This window comes from Neolewinella lacunae (assembly GCF_014349155.1).
In the GTDB taxonomy this organism is placed as follows: domain Bacteria; phylum Bacteroidota; class Bacteroidia; order Chitinophagales; family Saprospiraceae; genus Neolewinella; species Neolewinella lacunae.
The window spans coordinates 25954-43643 of the sequence record NZ_JACSIT010000092.1; the positions used below are offsets into that span (position 1 = coordinate 25954).

A 17690-nucleotide genomic window follows, 5' to 3' on the forward strand; every position below is an offset into this window, starting at 1 on the left:
GTGAACGAATTAGCTAAACCGACGGGTAAAATCGCTAAATCCGGGACGCCTGCCCCAGCTATGTTTGAGCAACTCAGATGATCATGCATAGAAACCTCAAATTTTTTTCTTGGCTAGGCTTGTTGCTTTCCCTCTTCACGACCTGTTCAAGTAGTGGACCCGCTGAAATGGCGCCTGGGGCCAGTGCGGTACAGGCCGAAGAAGCTCCTTTACGTGATTTTCCTAGCGTGTTTCAAGCCTGGTACGGCATCGACATGCCGGAGAAATATCCGCAGCGGACGCTTGAAGAACGCCTGGCCTTAGCGGCGAAGCACGACTTGTTATGGGAGGAACCCCTGAGCCAGCTGGGCGAAAAAGTAGACTTGGTGATCGGCCTGGAGTGGGCGGGGGAATACGCTGGCCTGGCCAGAACTTTTGATCCCGCGAGCCTGGAGAAGGCTAAGAAAAACCGGGCCAAGCTTTTGGCCCTAAACCCCAACATGAAAATTCTCTTCGAGATCCGGTGGCGGGATGCGCCGAGCAGCTTTTTGCCAGAGGACAGCCCCTTTTGGCTGCGGGAAGATGGTGAGATCAAGAAAGGCTGGCTGGGAGGCTGGGTGCCTTTTTACCTCTTGGATTACATGCACCCTGACTTCATCAAAAACGTAGGGGAGCAAGCCCGGGTAGCCCTGGAAAGCGGCATTTACGATGGGGTGATGCTGGATTGGAGTGGTGACCTGGAGGTGGTAAAATCCGTGCGAGAGCACATCGGAGAAGACGGCATCATCATTGTCAATATCCACGATGATATTGAGGACGGGGAAAAATACAAGGACTATATCAACGGATCCTTCATGGAGTTAAACCCCGTTGATGATACCAGCATCAGCAAGAGCAATGGCCGAAACTGGGAGCGCACCCGGCAGGCTTTGCTTTGGTTTGAGGAGCATTTGCGCAAGCCCACCTACAACTGCCTGGAAGTTTGGGGAGACCGTGATGACCTGAGCAGAATGCGTGCGACCACTACGTTGGGCCTGACCCACTCTGATGGCTACGTCCTTTTCGGAGACCCTAACCCATTAAAAACGCCGGATCACTTACACGACTGGTATGACTTCTGGGATGCTGACCTGGGGCTGCCGACTGGCCCCCGGGTAGATCGGGAGGATGGTGCTTTTAGCCGGGAGTTCAGCCATGGCACGGTGGTGTATAACCCTTACGAAAATGAGCCAGTGAGCGTCCAATTTCCGGAGCCGCGGCGAAGCGTTGCTACCGGCAGCACGGCGAAAACCTTTACGGTAGCTCCACGCGATGGAGACATATTTCTGCAATAAAAAATTATGATCGACTTTAATTTTTTTCGAATTGCCTTCCTCTGTATGCTGTTTGTGGGATGCGGGGAAGGTAGTTCCTTTTCCTCCCAAGGGAAACAGGCGGCCGGTGCGCAGCCTCCCAACATCGTACTGATCGTAGTGGACGACCTTGGTTACGGAGACTTGGGTTGCTTCGGGCAGCAGATTTTGCAAACGCACCACATTGACCGATTGGCCCAAGGGGGGATGCGGTTTACGCAGCACTATGCGGGCAGTACCGTCTGTGCGCCATCCCGGGCCAGTTTGCTGACGGGAAAACATCCGGGTCACGTTTCGGTGCGGGGCAACCAGCCCGCGCCGCAATTGCTTAAGGATGAAGAAGTAACGATTGCCGAAGCGCTCGGTAAGGCGGGCTACACTTCCGCCGTAGTGGGTAAATGGGGGGTGGGGCACCCGCCGGCACCAGACGACCCGGCGCGCAATGGTTTCGACCATGCTTACGGTTACATCAATATGTGGCACGCTCATAATTTCTACCCGGAATTTCTCTACGAGAATGCGGAGAAAGTAGCGCTGGCGGGTAACGTTAATGACGACGGTTATGACTTTAGCAAGCAACACCCGCAAGGGCTCCCCGAGGGAACGGGCGTGGCCCGCGAGAAAGGGACCTACGTACTGGGAGAGTTTGAAAAACAGGCGCTGGGCTTTATCGAAGACAATAAAGACAAGCCCTTTTTCCTCTACCTGGCATTAAATATGCCGCACACGAACAACGAAGCGGGTTACGTATTGGGGGACGGGCAGGAGGTACCGATGGTACAGATGGACGGCAAGTTGGTAGCGGATTACGGCACCTACGGAGAGCACGATTGGCCCAACCCCGAAAAAGGCTTCGCCACCATGATTACGCTCCTCGACCAGACCGTGGGCTTAGTGGAACAAAGACTGGCGGAACTCGGGCTAACGGAAAACACGATGGTGGTATTCGTCAGCGATAACGGGCCCCACCAAGAAGGGGGGCATCGGGTAGACTTTTTTGATAGCAACGGTCCTTTACGGGGGAGTAAGCGTGATCTTTACGAAGGAGGCATCCGGGTTCCCATGATTGTCAAGTACCCGGGAAAAGTGGCAGCTGGTTCCACCAGTGATATGCCTTGCGCGTCTTGGGACTTCTTACCCACGTTCTGTGAACTGGCCGGGACGGAAGTACCGGCTGGAGTGGATGGTATTTCGTTTCTGCCCACCCTAACCGGAAAGGCAGATGAACAACGCAAACACCGTTGGCTGTACTGGGAGTTTTACGAACAAGGAGGGAAGCAAGCCCTCCGGGAAGGCGACTGGAAATACGTAAAGCTCAATGTGCGGGACCCCGAGCAGCCCATCACCCAGGAACTGTATGACCTCAGCAAAGACCTCGGCGAAACGCAAAATCTCATTATGGATTACCCTGGCGTAGCAGCGCGGATGGACAGCATCCTGGGCACCGAGCACGTACCCATTGAGGGGGTCTCTCTTTTCGCAATGGAGCGCGATGCGGAAACGGCCTTTTAAGTGCTTGTCTCTGGTGGTCAGCGATCAAATTCCCACCAGGCAGCAGTTTGGTCTTCCGCCTGCCAGGAGGCGAGTATTAATTTTTGAATAAATATGTAGTTAATGAATATCATCAAAACAATAGGGGCCATACTGCTCCTAACTTATTTGCTGTGTGGGTGTGCGCATACTACGGATGCTAACAAGTTGAGCAATGAAATCCCTCAGGGGGCGAAAGCAGACTTCACGAGTTATGCCCCTACGCCTCCGATGGGTTGGAACAGTTTCGATGCCTATGACTGCCGCATTAATGAGGAAGAATTCTTGGCGCATGCGGACTTCATGGCGGAACACCTGAAAGAATTCGGGTGGGAATACGTTGTGATGGACTACGTATGGTGGCACCCTGAGCCCGGGAACTGGGATACTCCCCGTCGTAAGGGGCACCCCAATATCCGGTACGAAGCGCCAGGTCTCCCGCTGCACCCGGAATACATTCATATGGATGCCTACGGGCGCTTGATGCCCCACCCAGACCGCTTTCCATCGGCTGCCAATGGTGTTGGATTCAAGGCAATTGGGGATTATATCCACAGTAAAGGCCTGAAATTTGGTCTCCACATCATGCGGGGCGTCCCGCGCTACGCAGCCTTTCAGCAACTGCCCATTAAAGGAACGACTTATACTGCGGCCGATATAGCGGAGCCCTTTGACACATGCAACTGGATGAACCACATGTGGGGAGTAGATGCGTCAAAGCCCGGTAGCCAGGCTTATTACAATAGCCTTTTTGAGCTCTATGCAGAATGGGGGGTAGACTACATCAAGGCTGATGATATGATGTACCCTCCTTACCACGCGGGGGAGATCGAAATGATCCGTAAGGCCATTGACCAGTGCGGTCGGCCCATGGTCCTAAGTTTGAGTTGTGGGGAGGCCCCGCTTTCCAGGGCTAAGCACTTGATGGAGAACGCTAACCTTTGGAGAATCTCGGCGGACTTTTGGGACGACTGGGATAAATTAGAGCACAATTTTGAGCTCTTTAACGCCTGGTCCCCCTTCATCGGGCAGGGCACGTGGCCAGACGGCGATATGTTGACACTGGGACGGCTTAGTTTGGACGATCGACCGCACGGGCCGGAGCGGAACACGAATTTCACGGAGGCTGAGCAAAAAACAATGATGACCCTGTGGTCTATTGCCCGCTCCCCCTTGATGATGGGAGGCGATTTACTATCCTCCCCAAAGGAAGCCATTGCACTATTGCAAAACCCTGAAATCTTGGCGGTCAACCAACATTCCAGTGATAACCGTCAGCTCATAAAGCATAAAGAACAGGCGATTTGGGTGGCCAGTGACCCAGAAACGGGGGATCGCTACGTGGCCTTGTTCAACTTGGACGAGCAAGAGCGGGAAATTAGCCTTAACCTAGAAATGGAAGGTATCCGTGGGCAACATCTGGCCCGCGACCTATGGGCCCGCCAAGACCGTGGAACGATCGAGGGCGTATTAACGGAGCGCATCCCTTCCCACGGTGCGGCCATTTTTCGCCTTCAGCAGCAAAAGGGGGGCTACACGGCCGCGCCCAAGACTGGCCAAGAAATGGAAGGGAAGAAAAAGTGATGCCCCGGTGGGCCAATGCCGGGCGGCTTAACCGCAAAACTTGGCGCCCAGAGGGTTTGAAACCGACACTAAGAGGCTACTACTTAACGGGGCGGAAGGAAACTTGGCTAAACCAGAGTTTCATCCGCCCCCATTAGTTGCGCTGATCGGTAAGTCAAGGGCCACGATTGATCGGAATGGGGTGACGCTCACGGTATAAGTCACACGCTGAGGCGGGTAAGCACCCCAAATCCACGGAATAGCGCTACTAGCTTTGGCTGAGACAATCTTTGCCCCCCAGCGATAGGGATGACGATCAAAATGCGCTGTGCTTGGTACCGATTTGGCACAAACGAGCAACGAATCGGGACAAAAGAGCCAAAAACTGGTAGTTCCTTACAGCAGATTTGCACAGTAACCAGGGAGGACATCTTCAGTTTCGGGCTGTTGGTTCTATCCTTGGAAGACTTGACACCTAAGCTTACGTTTTCTTAAATCGATCCATGCAATTCACAACAGATCATCTCACATTTCCGTAGTCGGACTTCCCGGTGGCCCAGGTTTGGCAAGGTCTTCCTGAAGGATCGCTTACCTGTCTTGGGCCTGGGATTTGCCCCTTGGTTGTTGAAAGAGGCCGTATTGCTGGATAGCTGTTTTTAAAATACAAAATCACTAGTTTATGAAACAATTGCTGACTTGTTGTCTGCTATTCCTGAGTGTGGGCATTGCTTGTGGCCAGATTACCGTGGAAGGTCAGGTAAGCTCCGAGAGTGAAGGGGGTGGCCTCATTGGCGTTACCGTTCTGCTGAAGCGTACGGGCACTGGTACGGTAACTGATTTTGCCGGCAACTTCACCCTAACAGCCCAGGCAGGTGACACCCTCCGGTTCTCTTACACGGGACACCGGACTTTAGACCAAGCGGTTCCCCTATCGGGCCGAATGGATGTTCTCTTAGTGGAAGAAGCTGAGCTATTAACCGAAGTGGTGGTAGTGGGCTACGGTGAGCAAAAGGCCGAAAGCGTTGTAGGCTCCATTGTGCAGACCGACGGGGAGGAGTTGCAGCAAAAGACAGGGGGCTCTGACCTGCGAAATGCCCTGACGGGATTGTTGCCGGGGGTGGTTACCTTGCAAGGTTCTGGCATCCCTGGCGGTGGGGGATTTAGCGACGAAGGTGACGACAGTGGAACCCAGATCCTGATCCGGGGCCTTTCCAGCTGGAACGGCAACGGTGGGCCGCTTATTCTGGTAGACGGCGTAGAACGAAGCATGGCCGACATCGACCCCAAGCAGGTGGAATCGATGTCCGTCCTGAAAGATGCCTCCGCAACTGCGGTATTTGGGGTGAAGGGGGCCAATGGCGTTATCCTCATCACCACCAAACGGGGGGCCAAAGGAAAATCGGTACTGTCGTTCGAAACCACGCAGTCCTTTAGCTCCATTTCCCGTATTCACCGTGCATTGGGTTCTCCTCAGGCTCTGCGCCTGCAAAACCAGGCGGTGTTGCATGAGGTTGCAATTAATCCATCGAGTTGGAGCTTTTATACCCCGGAACCCATCATCGGGCTTTACGAAAGCCAGCGTTTTCCGAACATCTTTCCGGATGTCGATTGGTACGATGAAATGACGAATGATTTCGCCCACAACCAAAAGTATAATCTTGACGTAACGGGTGGTACAGATTTTGTCCGCTACTACGGTTCTCTTGCCTACCTGCGGGAGGGGGATATACTGAGAACGGAAGACTTGGGCCAGGGCTACGATCCTAGTTTTCAGTACGATCGTTTTAATTTCCGCTCCAACCTAGACTTTACCATTACCCCTTCTACTACATTTAAAGTAAACCTGGCGGGGTATTATGGGCAGCAGCAACGTCCTGACGGCAATAAATTTGAGTTCTGGAGCGGTGTTTATGGACTGCCCCCTACGGCACCTCTACAGTTTGAGGATGGCACTTATTCTATTTTGGAAGAGTTTGATCGTTTTGACAACTCGGTCTTTTTAATCAACTTTGGGGGAGTGGATCGCGAGGATCGGGTAGAAGTCAATACCGACTTTATCCTGGAGCAAAAACTGGATGCGTTAGTTCCAGGTTTGAAATTTGGGGCCCGCGTTGCTTTTGACAACCTTTTCCGGAACCGGGGACGGCGCATTACGGATTCGGAGCCCATTCGAAAATATATTTCTCCCCAGTTTATTAATGACCCCCGGTTTAATGTAAACGTTACCGAAGATCAGCTCCGGGAAATCGTCGCGGACTACGAAAATTTGGTTATTCCGGCGGAGAGCAATACGGGGTATGAGTACGTGGAGGAACCGTTTATCGTTTTCCCTGAGCAGATCAACGATGCGGCTAAGAATCGCCTGAGCCGTTCCTTGTTTTACCAATTCTCGTTGAACTGGGCGGGATCTTTTGGGGCTCACGATATTTCGGCCCTGGGCTTGGTGAATCGGCAGGAGAACACTCTTGGCTCCGAATTTACGAGTTACCGGGAAGACTGGGTCAGCCGGATCACTTACGCCTACGACAACCGTTACTTGTTTGAGGCAAACGGAGCTTACAACGGTTCGGACAAATTTGCCCGCGATTTCCGGTTTGGCTTTTTCCCCTCGGTAGCTGCGGGTTGGGTGGTTTCTCAGGAGAAATTCTTCCAACCGTTGACCAAGGTAGTCAACAAACTAAAGTTCCGTTATTCTTACGGCCTAGTTGGTGATGATGGGGGGCGCGACGTAATTGCCCGGGAGTTGTACTTGGGTGGTTTTGACATTACCAATATCAATTGGCAATTTGGCTCTCCTTTTCTTGTCCCCAGTCCTTACCCCTGGCGGTACGAGGGCATCATCCCGAACCCCATCATTCAGTGGGAAGAAGCGGTTAAGCAAAATTTCGGGGTGGAAGTTGGTTTGTTTAACTCTAACCTCCAATTCATCGCGGATGTATTCCGTGAAGACCGAACGAATATTTTTCTCGAAGCCAGCGATCGCAATGTACCCATTGTATTTGGTGCGGAGCCCGTGGGAGTCAACTTGGGGCGCGTCCGAAGCCAAGGCTACGAGATGCAACTCAAGTATAGTAAAGCCAGCCTGAAAGGTATTGGTTACCAAATTTCTGCCAACATCGGGTATGCACGGGACGAAGTACTGTTCCGGGAAGACCCGGAATTGACTCCTGCTTACCAGCAATTGGCCGGTTATCAGATTGGGCAGACCCGTAGCTTCCTCAACCAACCAGGTATTGTCACCAGCTGGGATGAGCTGTACACCGGAGTAATGGGCCGGGACAATGTGCAGCGCCTGCCCGGAGACCGGAGGCTGATTGACTATAACGCCGATGGGTTTATTGACCAGAACGACGTGGTTCCTTTCGGCTATCCTTCACGGCCGCAGTACACTTACGGGCTGGTACTTGGTGCCACGTGGAAAGGTTTTTCCGCTCAAGTGCAATTCTATGGTGCCTTTAACGTCAACTACAACCTCAACTACTTTGAATTTTTTGGTAATAACCCACTGATTTACGGCATCCACGAGACCGATACCTGGTCTCCGGAGCGCGGTATTAGCGAGGCCGAAGCTACCCTTCCTCACTTAAGGTTTAACTCGAATGGCTCTGGATCGGGGGAGCGTTGGGTAGACGATAAGTCTTATTTAAAGCTGCAGAACGTAGAGCTGGGGTACACCCTGAGCCCAGCTTTTCTGGATCGGCTAGGTGTTTCCGCGACGCGTATTTTCCTTTCCGGGAACAACCTGTACATGTGGTCCAATATCCTGGAGGATCGTGACGTGCCCCGTCTCACTAATCGGGATTATCCGCTGATGCGTCGGGTCAATACGGGCATTAACATAACCTTTTAAACGGCAAATGATGAAAAGTAAAATTCTACTGACCAGCTGTATTTTGGGGGTCTTTTTATTGCTGCATTCCTGCAAAGATTATCTTGACCGCACCTCTGGCCAGGTCGTCTCGGAAGAGGATGTTTTTGGCACCTTTGAAAACTTCCAAGGCTTTATCGAGCCCATGTACAGCTTGATCATTGATTACAACAGCCACGCGTTGACCACCAGTATGAATATTGGCGGGGAAATAATTGCGGCGCAAGGGTGGAGTTCCGGAGACCGGGCCCGGCTGGGCGGTTACGAAGGGTGGATAGGTGGGGGTAATACCCCCATTCTTCAATCCAATTTCTGGAGTACGGAAAAAAACAAAATTGGGAATAATGATAGTGGCATTTGGGTAGATTCTTGGCGAGGCATTCGCATTGCGAACCTGGCCTTAGCCCGCCTGGACCAATTGACGGACGCCACGCAGGAAGAAAAGGACCTGATTGCCGGGCAGGCCCACTTTTTCCGTGGCTGGTTTCATTTTGAATTAGGCCGTTACTACGGAGGCATGCCCTACGTAGACCAGTACTTGCTTCCCGCCGATGATCTCCAGTTGCCCCGTTTAACGTGGCACGAGATGGCCGAGCGCATTGTGGCCGATTTAGACATGGCCGCTGACTTATTACCTGAAGATTGGAACCAAACTGCCGTCGGTGCCCAATTCGGCGGGGGTAACGCCGGGCGTATTACCCGGGGGGCAGCCTTGGGCTTTAAGGCAAAGACCCTTTTGTACGCGGGGAGCCCACTGATGAACCGCTTTTCCAATGGGCCGACCGACTTTGACCAGCAGTACATGGAAAGGGCGGCCGAAGCTGCTTGGGAAGTGATCCAAATCGCGAACCGTGGGGTGTACAGTTTAACGCCGTTTAATGAGTACAACCTCATGTTTGCCCGCAATGACGGTCTTATCCCTTGGTCTAAAGAAACCATTTTTCAAAAGGTAAGACCGGAGAAGGGGGAAGGGGAACACCTCAATAAGCATGGCCGCCTGATGACTCCCGGCCGCTTGGGTGGGAACAACATTTGCGAAACGGTAAATCAACTCTACGTTGATCGTTTTGAAATGCGTGACGGCAGTATTTACCGCACGGAATACGACCAAGACAATGCGCGCCGGTGGGACGACCGCGACCCTCGCTTCCGCAATGCAATTTATGTGGACCGGGATGTAGCGGGCATCCTCCCAATTACCACCCTCGAATTTTTTACGGGGGGAATGGATGACAACTCCTCCATCATTACCCCCTACGTCTGCCATAAATTCTGGCCCGTGGGGGTCAACAACCGCGACCAGGCCTGGAGCGAATACCGCTACGTAACCCCTCACTTGCGCTTAGCGGAAATCTATTTGATTTACGCCGAAGCCGTAAATGAGGCAAGTGGAGCCACGGGCAGAGCTGAAGGAGCAAATCTCACGGCCGTTGATGCGGTAAACATCGTTCGGGCCCGAGCTGGAATGCCCCCCGTTACTGCGGCGGCGACCGGATACGAGAGCTTCCGAGAACTGATTCGAAATGAACGCTGGGTAGAACTATGCTTTGAAGGCCAGTGGTTTAGTGACATTCGCCGTTGGAACGTGGCTCATCTGCCAGAATACAAGCCTTACGTCGACCTGGTCTTTGATCGCAACTGGACCTCCTTTACCCGTCAGGTAGTGGCCGAGCGCGTTTTTGAAAATCCCAGGCATTACTGGATGCCCATCCCTCGCTCGCAGACGCAACTTTATCTCGAATTTGGACAAAACCCGGGCTGGTAACCGCTACTCACCTGATCAAACTTAATTTCATGCTTTTCAATATTAAATGGCTTAAGTTAGCAGTAGCATTATTGTTGCTACCCAGCCTGACTTTTGCCCAGAAAAACCTCACGACCGTTACCGCTCGCGTATTATCCATTAATGCCGAGCCAGTAGCCGGGGCTTCTGTTTCCACCGCAGAAGGTTCCATTGTGGTCACTACTGATGATTCCGGTAACTTTACGATCAAAGCCAAGCCTACGGATATTTTACGCGTTGCCTCCAGTGGATTTGCGAGCCAACAAATCCAGGTATCCGACGTAGCCGCCAGCCCAGTCATTTCGCTGGAAAGACTCCCTTTTCAGCTCAGTGAGGAAGATAAAGTTAAACTCCCCTTTGGTAGTTTTAAAAAACGGCACATCGTGGGTGGAGTTACAACGCTGAACATTGAGGACATTTTGGCCTACGACAACGAACAAAATTTTAATGGTATCCTGACTGCCCGCGTCCCTGGTCTATTCGGTGGAGGAAATATTCGGGGCCTCGGAGAGGGCGTGGTCATTGTCGACGGTATTCCCCGCCCCGCCAGTTCGCTTAATCTTCAGGAAATTGACCAAATCTCCGTCTTGCGGGGAATTACCGCGCGGGCGCTTTACGGTTCCCAAGCCGAACGAGGATTGATCTACGTTACAACCAAGCGTGGCCAGCCCTTTGAGCGCCGGATGAACATCACAGCAGAGACGGGCTTTCTAAGTGCCATCAGCTTCCCGGATTACCTGGGCTCAGCGGATTACATGTCCCTTTTTAACGAGGCCCTGGCCAACGACGGAGAAGCCCCCCGCTATACCCAGGCCCAGATCGATGCAACCCGCGCAGGCACCAACCCGGTACTCAATCCAGACCAGGATTACTTCAACAGCACCTTTTTGAGTGATATGAACCCCTTCCATAAAATCATTATGGAAGCTTCCGGAGGAAACAATAATGCGCGTTACTACCTTAATCTCGGCTGGAACCGCATTGGCAGTTTCCTGAACATCGGCGAAGGAATAAACGAAAAATCCAACCGATTTAACGTCCGTGGAAATGTAGATTACAAGTTGAACGACTGGCTTAGTTTTGGCTTGGATGGTGTTGCCGTAATCCAGTTTGATCGCAATCCGCGCTACAGCGGAGGAGACTTCTGGAGCCTGGCCAGTACCGTCCGTCCAGACGCATTCCCCTTACTCATTCCCGCTGACCAAATTGGGGAAAACCTGTTGCCTTCAGCCACCCTAGTGAACGGGAATTTTGTGCTCGGCGGTACCAACGAGTTTCCTGACCAGAATGTCTACGGAGAGTTGGTCCTGAATGGTTTTCGCGAAACTACCGACCGGGTGGTTCAGATCAACTCTGGCCTCGACTTTGATCTTTCGGGAATTACACCCGGCCTGACGGCCAAGGCTTATCTTTCTTTTGACTTCATTAATTCGTTTGTGGTAAACCAGACGAATGATTACGCCGTGTACCAGTCCTTCCAAGGGACCGATTCTTTGGGGAATCCCGTCACTAATTACCAGCGCTTGGGCAATGATGTGCGCAGTGATGACCAAATTATTAACAACAACGATATCGGCTTCTCCCGTCGCCTCGGAACCTACGGAGTGATTGATTACGAACACCGACTCAATGGAGGCCCCAACCGCCTGAAACTGACGGCGCTGGCCTACCGCGATGAATTCAGCACCAGAGATGAACTTCAGTTTCAGAAGAACCTCCATTTTGGTCTGCGCGCCAACTATGCGATAGCCGATAAGTACATCTTCGAGGCCGTGGGCACCTACGCTGGCTCACCCCGCTTCATCGAAGAAAACCGCTGGGCATTTTCTCCTAGCCTCGGCGCATCCTGGGTGTTATCGGAAGAAAAGTTCCTCGCGGAGAGTAAAGTATTTGACTACCTGAAATTAAACGCTAGCTGGGGCATCATCAATACCGACCAGGGCGTGGAGGATTTTTACCTGTACCGGACCTCGTTCACGCAAGGAGGGAACTTTTTCTACAACGACGGCGTATTTTTTAACAATATCCTCAACCTGACCTCCGGAAACGAAGGCCTGGGCTGGATTAAGCGCAAGGAGCTGAACATCGGTTTTGAGGCCAAACTGGGCAAGTCCCTGTGGCTGGAAACCAACTATTTCCGGTCTCAATCAAGTGACCAGATTACCCGCCTGACCCAGACCTACCCAGGCCTCTTGGGAGGTGATGACTTTACTCCTCTGGAGAACTTTGAAAGTTACCTGGATAGTGGCCTGGAACTGGGCGCTAACTGGGAGAATAAGGTTGGGAAGTTCACGTACAGCCTGGGGGTCAACCTCGTTTATGCTACGCCCAAAGCTTTGATTGTGAACGAATCGGACGGACTGCCTGATTACCGCCGCCGGCAAGGCCAGCCCACTGACGCCATTTTTGGCTACGTCTCCGAAGGCTTTTTTGCCAACCAGGAAGATATTGACAACCACGCCGTGCAAACCTTCGGCGAAGTACAACCCGGTGACATCAAGTACCGGGACCTGAACAACGACGGCATCATTAATCAGGACGATCAGGAAATCATCGGCAATGCCAGCGCGCGCTTCCAGTATGGATTGAACCTGCGTTTGGGATACGGAGGCTTTACCCTCTTCGTACAAGGGTTGGGACAAACGGGCGGTGATCGTTACTTCAACAACCCTTATTACTGGGTATTTGGTGACCGCAAATATTCCACCGAAGTGCTGGATCGCTGGACGCCAGAAACGGCTGCTACGGCCACCTACCCTCGGCTGTCTTCACGCAATAACCCCAACAACTTCCGCAACTCTACCCAGTGGCTGTACGATAACGGCTTTTTCAATCTTCGGCGGGTGCAACTGAGTTATAGCCTTCCCCAACTTTTCAACGGTATGCAGACGGCGACCATTTACCTGCGGGCGGCCAATCTATTCACCATCGCTGATGCGCTGGAAGAAAGGGAACTGAACATAGGTACCGCACCCCAGACGCGAACCTATGCCGCGGGAATTATCGCCTCGTTCTAACCACTCCTTCCCGGAGGCGGGGAAATCAAACGCTCCGCCTCCGGGAGACAAAGAACAAAAAATGAAAAATCTAACAACATACTTTGCATTGTTCCTGCTGGGTGGGGTCTTGTTCTCCTGCCAGGAATTTCTGGCTCCAGAGGAAGACAATGCCCTTACGCGGGAAGACATCATTGCTAACCCCTCGCTAGCGGAAGGGATTTTGCTCAAAGCTTATCAGGAGCTTCCCAATGACATCTTCGGCAATCTTGACCTGGCTATTGCCAGCGATGAAGCAACGGGAAACCTGATCACCTCCAACATCGTTGCCATCGCCACCGGAGGCTGGCAAGCGGCCAACGACCCACTCGCTAAGTGGGATTATGCGTACAAAAACATTCAGTACGTAAATCGCTTTCTGGAAATCGCGGACGAGGTACGCTGGTCTACCCAGGATCCTAGCCTGGACCAACTCTTCCGGCAACGGCTCGTTGGGGAAGCCCACGGCTTACGCGCTTACTACCAAATGTTACTCCTGCAACATCACGCTGGCGTAACCACCGACGGCCAGCTATTAGGCTTCCCCATTGTACTCGAGCCCTTGACCATTGATGACAACCTTTTTCTCCCCAGAAATACCTACCAAGAGTGCCTGGCGCAAATTATGTCCGATTGTGATGTGGCCATCCAAAACATTGCCGCCTCCTACGCCAATGCAGACCCCAACGGTGGCAATTTCCTCAATGGCCGGGTCGAAGCCGAAGACTATGACGAAGGCGGACAAGGCGTCGGGTATAACGACGCCGACCCCGAAAATAATATTGGCGGACAGTACCGCAGCGATGGGGTCGATATTGAAAGGGTTACCGGCGAAAGTGGTTTTAACGTTGGCTGGACCAACGACGGCGAATGGCTCAATTATACCCAAGAGCGCATCTTCGCCGGCCGCTACAACATCACCGCACGAATGGCCTCGAACAGTGGAGCACCCGGGCAGCTGCGTATCCTGATCGGGGACAATTCCGCCTCCCTGGAGGAAGTGGCCATCATTCAGGCGGGAAATACCGGAGGATGGCAAACGTGGCAGGAATTTACCGTCGAAGGTATACAACTCGAAGGCGGAACAAACCAAGTTATCCGGTTTGAAATCGTGAACGGTGGATTTAACCTTGATTACGTAAGCTTTGATAAAACGGATCCATTTCCCTCCCCCAGTGTAGCGTTCAACGGGCAAGAATACAGCGTGCTGACCTATGATCGGGCGATGGGGGCCCGGTGGCGCAACCGCTTTACCGGAAGTGCGGGCCACGCCCTGAAAGCCCGGGCTGCCCTCTACGGTGCCAGCCCCGCTTACCAGGCCGGTAGTGGCGTCAATTGGGAAAATGCGGCAGCCATCGCAGGGGCTTTCCTCGCCGGAAGTGGTGGCCTGGATGTCGTCACTCCCAATGGCATTACCTACTACCAAAATAGCCTCAACGAAGACATCATCTGGAACAATAGCCAGGTTTTTGCCAATAACAGCAACCGCTCTAACTGGGAACAGCAAAATTTCCCACCCTCTTTGTTTGGACTCGGCAGAACCAACCCCAGCCATAACCTGGCAGCGTCCTTCCCCATGGATAACGGATTTCCCATCGATAATCCAAACAGTGGATACGATGATTTTCTGCCTTACATTGGCCGGGATGCACGCTTTTATGCCTACCTCATCAGTAACGGCAGTTTCTTCAAGGGCAGAACCATCGGCACCAGCGTAAACAACGAAATAGACGGCATTAATGCTCTGGATAATTCTACCCGCACGGGATATTACCTGCGGAAGTTTATGGACGAAACCGTAAACCTCGAAGCCGGTAGGCAGGTTGCTACCCTTCATCATTATACCCACCTCCGCTTCACCGAAGTACTGCTCAATTACGCCGAGGCCGCTAACGAAGCCTGGGGCCCCGACGGCGATCCCAATGGCTACGGCTTTACCGCCCGCCAGGTCATTTCCGCCCTCCGAGGCCGGGCCGGCATCAGCCAACCCGATGCTTACCTCATCAGCCGGAGCGGAAAAGAGGCGATGCGAACTTTAATTCGCAATGAGCGAAAACTAGAACTCTGCTTCGAGGGACATCGCTTCTGGGATCTTCGCCGCTGGAATGATTTACCCGCCATCACGCAGCCCATTCAAGGGGTTTTCATCGACGCTAATACTTTCCAGTTTGACGTCAGAAATATTGAAAATCGTCCTTATCAGGATTATATGATTTATGGACCAATTCCACTTGACGAGGTTCTCAAGTACGATATTCAACAAAACCGCGGCTGGTAAGCCTCTTCAGAATCGCTTCTACTATGAAAGTAATTAATAAAGCACCCCTCTTTTTGCTGTTGGCTTCCCTGCTGTACACTGGCTGTGAAAACCAGGAAATCACTTTTGATGATTTTGATTATACGGCGGTCTATTTCCCCCTGCAATCCCCGCTGCGTACCCTGGTTTTAGGGAGCGACCGCATCGATAATTCATTGGATAATGAATTGAAATTCAACGTTGGCGTCAGCATCGGCGGACTCTACACGAATGACCAGGAATGGACGGTAGGTGTTGATTTTGCTCCTGAACTCGCCCAAGGCTTGAAAAATGTCGCGGGAGATTCGCTGTACCTCCTGCCAAATGCCTACATCCGGCAGGTAAGCCCGGCGGTCCCGGGGCAGGCCATTATTCCCGCCGGGGAATACAACGCGCTTTTCGAATTCCAACTCGAAGATGCTTTCCTGGACGATCCTTTAGCCTGGACGGGCCAGTACGTATTACCCTTGCGCCTCGTAGAAACCAGCGCGGATTCAATTCTCATCGGCCGTTCCAACCTCCCCAACCCCGACCCCCGCGTAGCCAGTGACTGGGCCGTAGATGCCTCACCCAAAGATTTCACCCTTTTTGGCATTAAATTCGTTAATCAGTTTCACGGCAATTATTTACAGCGCGGCCGGGTAATCCAAACCAATGCCCAAGGACAAACAATTGGTACGACGCGCTACCGGGCCAATTTCCTTACGCAAAATACCATTTGGACTTTAAGTACCCGCGGACGCAATACCGTGGTAACCAACGGAGTAGCCAATGAAGTGGGGACCGGATTTGGGATGCAACTCAATATCAGTGGCAATCAAATTACTATTTCTCCAGCACCGGGCACGCAGTACGCAGTTTCCGGCACTGGCACCTTTATTCCCGCTTCCGAAAGCCCTGAATTATGGGGCGGAACTACCCACAATACCCTGCATTTAAATTATGCCTATACGGTAGGGGAAAACGTATTTATGGCTACTGATACCTTGGTTATTCGGGACCGAAACATTACTTTCGAGGAAATTGATCTGGTCGTTGTAGAGTGATTTCGCTCTGCGCCGTAAAGCGGATCTGGCTTTTAACGCACCTCTCTCCCGGGGTGCGTTTTTTTTTGCGGCGGGCATGGCGGCGTAAGTCTTCAGTCCGCCCGGTAAGGATCAAGGAGTCAGCCGAGTTAATACTACCGAGCCCCCATCAGGCACTAGCGCTGTTGCTGGGCACGGGTAGGAGGTAAGTACCGAACCATTTGAATGTAGAAATGAAATTATACACCAAAGAGTTGTAGTAGCCGGGGTAGCATCTCCTGACTTTGTGCGCGGCCGCAGGTGCATCCCTAGGGACAAAAGCAAAGTATGGGACCAGTAAACGTCTTTTGCGCCTTACCTTACCCTGCGCTTCAAAGTGACTTACCTTGCACCTGCGGCCGCGCCATATTAAATGCAGAAGCACTTTTATTTCAGCATTTTCAGGGCGGCTAAGAACTCCTTGCGGTAGGTATTCCCGATGGGAAGGGTTTCTCCGTTGATGGTGATGGAGGATTCTCCCAGGTTGATCGTTTCGATGAGCTGGGTGTTGATGAGGTAGGACTTATGAATGCGCAAAAAGCCTAGTTCAGGTAACTCGCCTTCTAAGGTTTTTAACTGGGTGCTGGTGGGGTAACTGCGGCTGCCCACTTTGGCAATGCTCATCTTTTGGTCGGCGTAAAAATAGGCCACTTGGTTGAGCGGGATGGTTTTAAAGACATCGCCTACTTTGAAATATAGGCTGTGCTGCTGGGCGGTGGGGTGTGCAGCGTTTTCGCCGTCCCGGTTTTTATCGGGATCGAAGGTGGGCATAAGGGCAATATCGATGGCTTGGTAAACCTTTACGCGGGATAATTCCTTGCTCAGAAATCCCGCCGGGCGGGTGTGGCGTGCGTACGCGTAATACTCCTCCGTATGGTTGGAAGTGAGATAAATAATGGGGGTTTGAATGTGCCGCCGGCGGAGTTCTTCGGCCAGCATAATGCCATTCCTCCCTGGCCCGAGGTGGATGTCAATCAGTAAAAGATCGATGTCCTCTTCGTCCTCGATTGCCCGCAGCGCCTCTTCGTAAGTAACTGCGTAGTGCAGCTTATGGAAAGACATTTGGTTGAGCAGCAGGGTGAGCAAATTTACAAAGCGGTGGTCGTCTTCCACCACCAGAATAGTGGCGTCTTCGATTTTCTTTTTCATAGTAGAGACAGTTGAGTGAATGGGAAATGGATAGGAGATGGCTGGTGGGTGGCAGCCTAAAATTCAACTAG

Annotated in this window: 9 protein-coding genes; 8 read left to right on the plus strand and 1 reads right to left on the minus strand. The window is 52.3% G+C overall.

What is annotated here, in order from left to right; genetic code table 11:
• Window positions 1–227 precede the first annotated feature (227 nt).
• The 8 genes from H9S92_RS08760 to H9S92_RS08795 all read left to right on the plus strand — a co-directional run bounded on the left by H9S92_RS08760 (window position 228) and on the right by H9S92_RS08795 (window position 16452).
• Window positions 228–1313: an alpha-amylase family protein gene (locus H9S92_RS08760; RefSeq protein WP_187466339.1), complete on the plus strand. Its 1086-nt coding sequence runs from the start codon at window positions 228–230 to the stop codon at window positions 1311–1313.
• Window positions 1314–1319: 6 nt separating this feature from the next.
• Entirely contained in the window at window positions 1320–2843 is a 1524-nt protein-coding gene (locus tag H9S92_RS08765; protein ID WP_222936034.1) for an arylsulfatase, read from the plus strand.
• Between the two features lie 102 nt (window positions 2844–2945).
• On the plus strand, window positions 2946–4445 hold the full coding sequence (locus tag H9S92_RS08770) for a glycoside hydrolase family 27 protein (protein ID WP_187466340.1): 1500 nt from the start codon (window positions 2946–2948) through the stop codon (window positions 4443–4445).
• A 658-nt stretch (window positions 4446–5103) separates the two neighbouring features.
• Complete coding sequence (locus H9S92_RS08775) at window positions 5104–8274, plus strand: SusC/RagA family TonB-linked outer membrane protein (RefSeq protein WP_187466341.1); 3171 nt, start codon at window positions 5104–5106, stop codon at window positions 8272–8274.
• Between the two features lie 7 nt (window positions 8275–8281).
• A complete protein-coding gene (locus tag H9S92_RS08780) occupies window positions 8282–10057 on the plus strand; it encodes a RagB/SusD family nutrient uptake outer membrane protein (protein WP_187466342.1) in 1776 nt (591 codons plus the stop codon).
• A 29-nt stretch (window positions 10058–10086) separates the two neighbouring features.
• Window positions 10087–13092 (plus strand): SusC/RagA family TonB-linked outer membrane protein, encoded by a 3006-nt coding sequence (locus H9S92_RS08785; protein ID WP_187466343.1) that lies wholly within the window; start codon window positions 10087–10089, stop codon window positions 13090–13092.
• Window positions 13093–13153: 61 nt separating this feature from the next.
• Window positions 13154–15388 carry a RagB/SusD family nutrient uptake outer membrane protein gene (locus H9S92_RS08790; protein ID WP_187466344.1) on the plus strand — a complete coding sequence of 745 codons (2235 nt, stop codon included), beginning with the start codon at window positions 13154–13156 and terminating at the stop codon, window positions 15386–15388.
• 23 nt (window positions 15389–15411) lie between these two features.
• Window positions 15412–16452: a DUF5627 domain-containing protein gene (locus tag H9S92_RS08795; protein WP_187466345.1), complete on the plus strand. Its 1041-nt coding sequence runs from the start codon at window positions 15412–15414 to the stop codon at window positions 16450–16452.
• Window positions 16453–16857: 405 nt separating this feature from the next.
• On the opposite strand, the gene H9S92_RS08800 is transcribed toward H9S92_RS08795, so the two are convergent.
• Complete coding sequence (locus H9S92_RS08800) at window positions 16858–17619, minus strand: LytR/AlgR family response regulator transcription factor (RefSeq protein ID WP_187466346.1); 762 nt, start codon at window positions 17617–17619, stop codon at window positions 16858–16860.
• Between the last annotated feature and the right edge of the window lie 71 nt (window positions 17620–17690).

Coding starts and splice junctions, on each gene's coding strand:
- H9S92_RS08765 (WP_222936034.1), top strand. CDS start 1,320: ATGATCGACTTTAATTTTTTTCGAATTGCCTTCCTCTGTATGCTGTTT.
- H9S92_RS08770 (WP_187466340.1), top strand. CDS start 2,946: ATGAATATCATCAAAACAATAGGGGCCATACTGCTCCTAACTTATTTG.
- H9S92_RS08775 (WP_187466341.1), top strand. CDS start 5,104: ATGAAACAATTGCTGACTTGTTGTCTGCTATTCCTGAGTGTGGGCATT.
- H9S92_RS08780 (WP_187466342.1), top strand. CDS start 8,282: ATGATGAAAAGTAAAATTCTACTGACCAGCTGTATTTTGGGGGTCTTT.
- H9S92_RS08785 (WP_187466343.1), top strand. CDS start 10,087: ATGCTTTTCAATATTAAATGGCTTAAGTTAGCAGTAGCATTATTGTTG.
- H9S92_RS08790 (WP_187466344.1), top strand. CDS start 13,154: ATGAAAAATCTAACAACATACTTTGCATTGTTCCTGCTGGGTGGGGTC.
- H9S92_RS08795 (WP_187466345.1), top strand. CDS start 15,412: ATGAAAGTAATTAATAAAGCACCCCTCTTTTTGCTGTTGGCTTCCCTG.
- H9S92_RS08800 (WP_187466346.1), bottom strand. CDS start 17,619: ATGAAAAAGAAAATCGAAGACGCCACTATTCTGGTGGTGGAAGACGAC.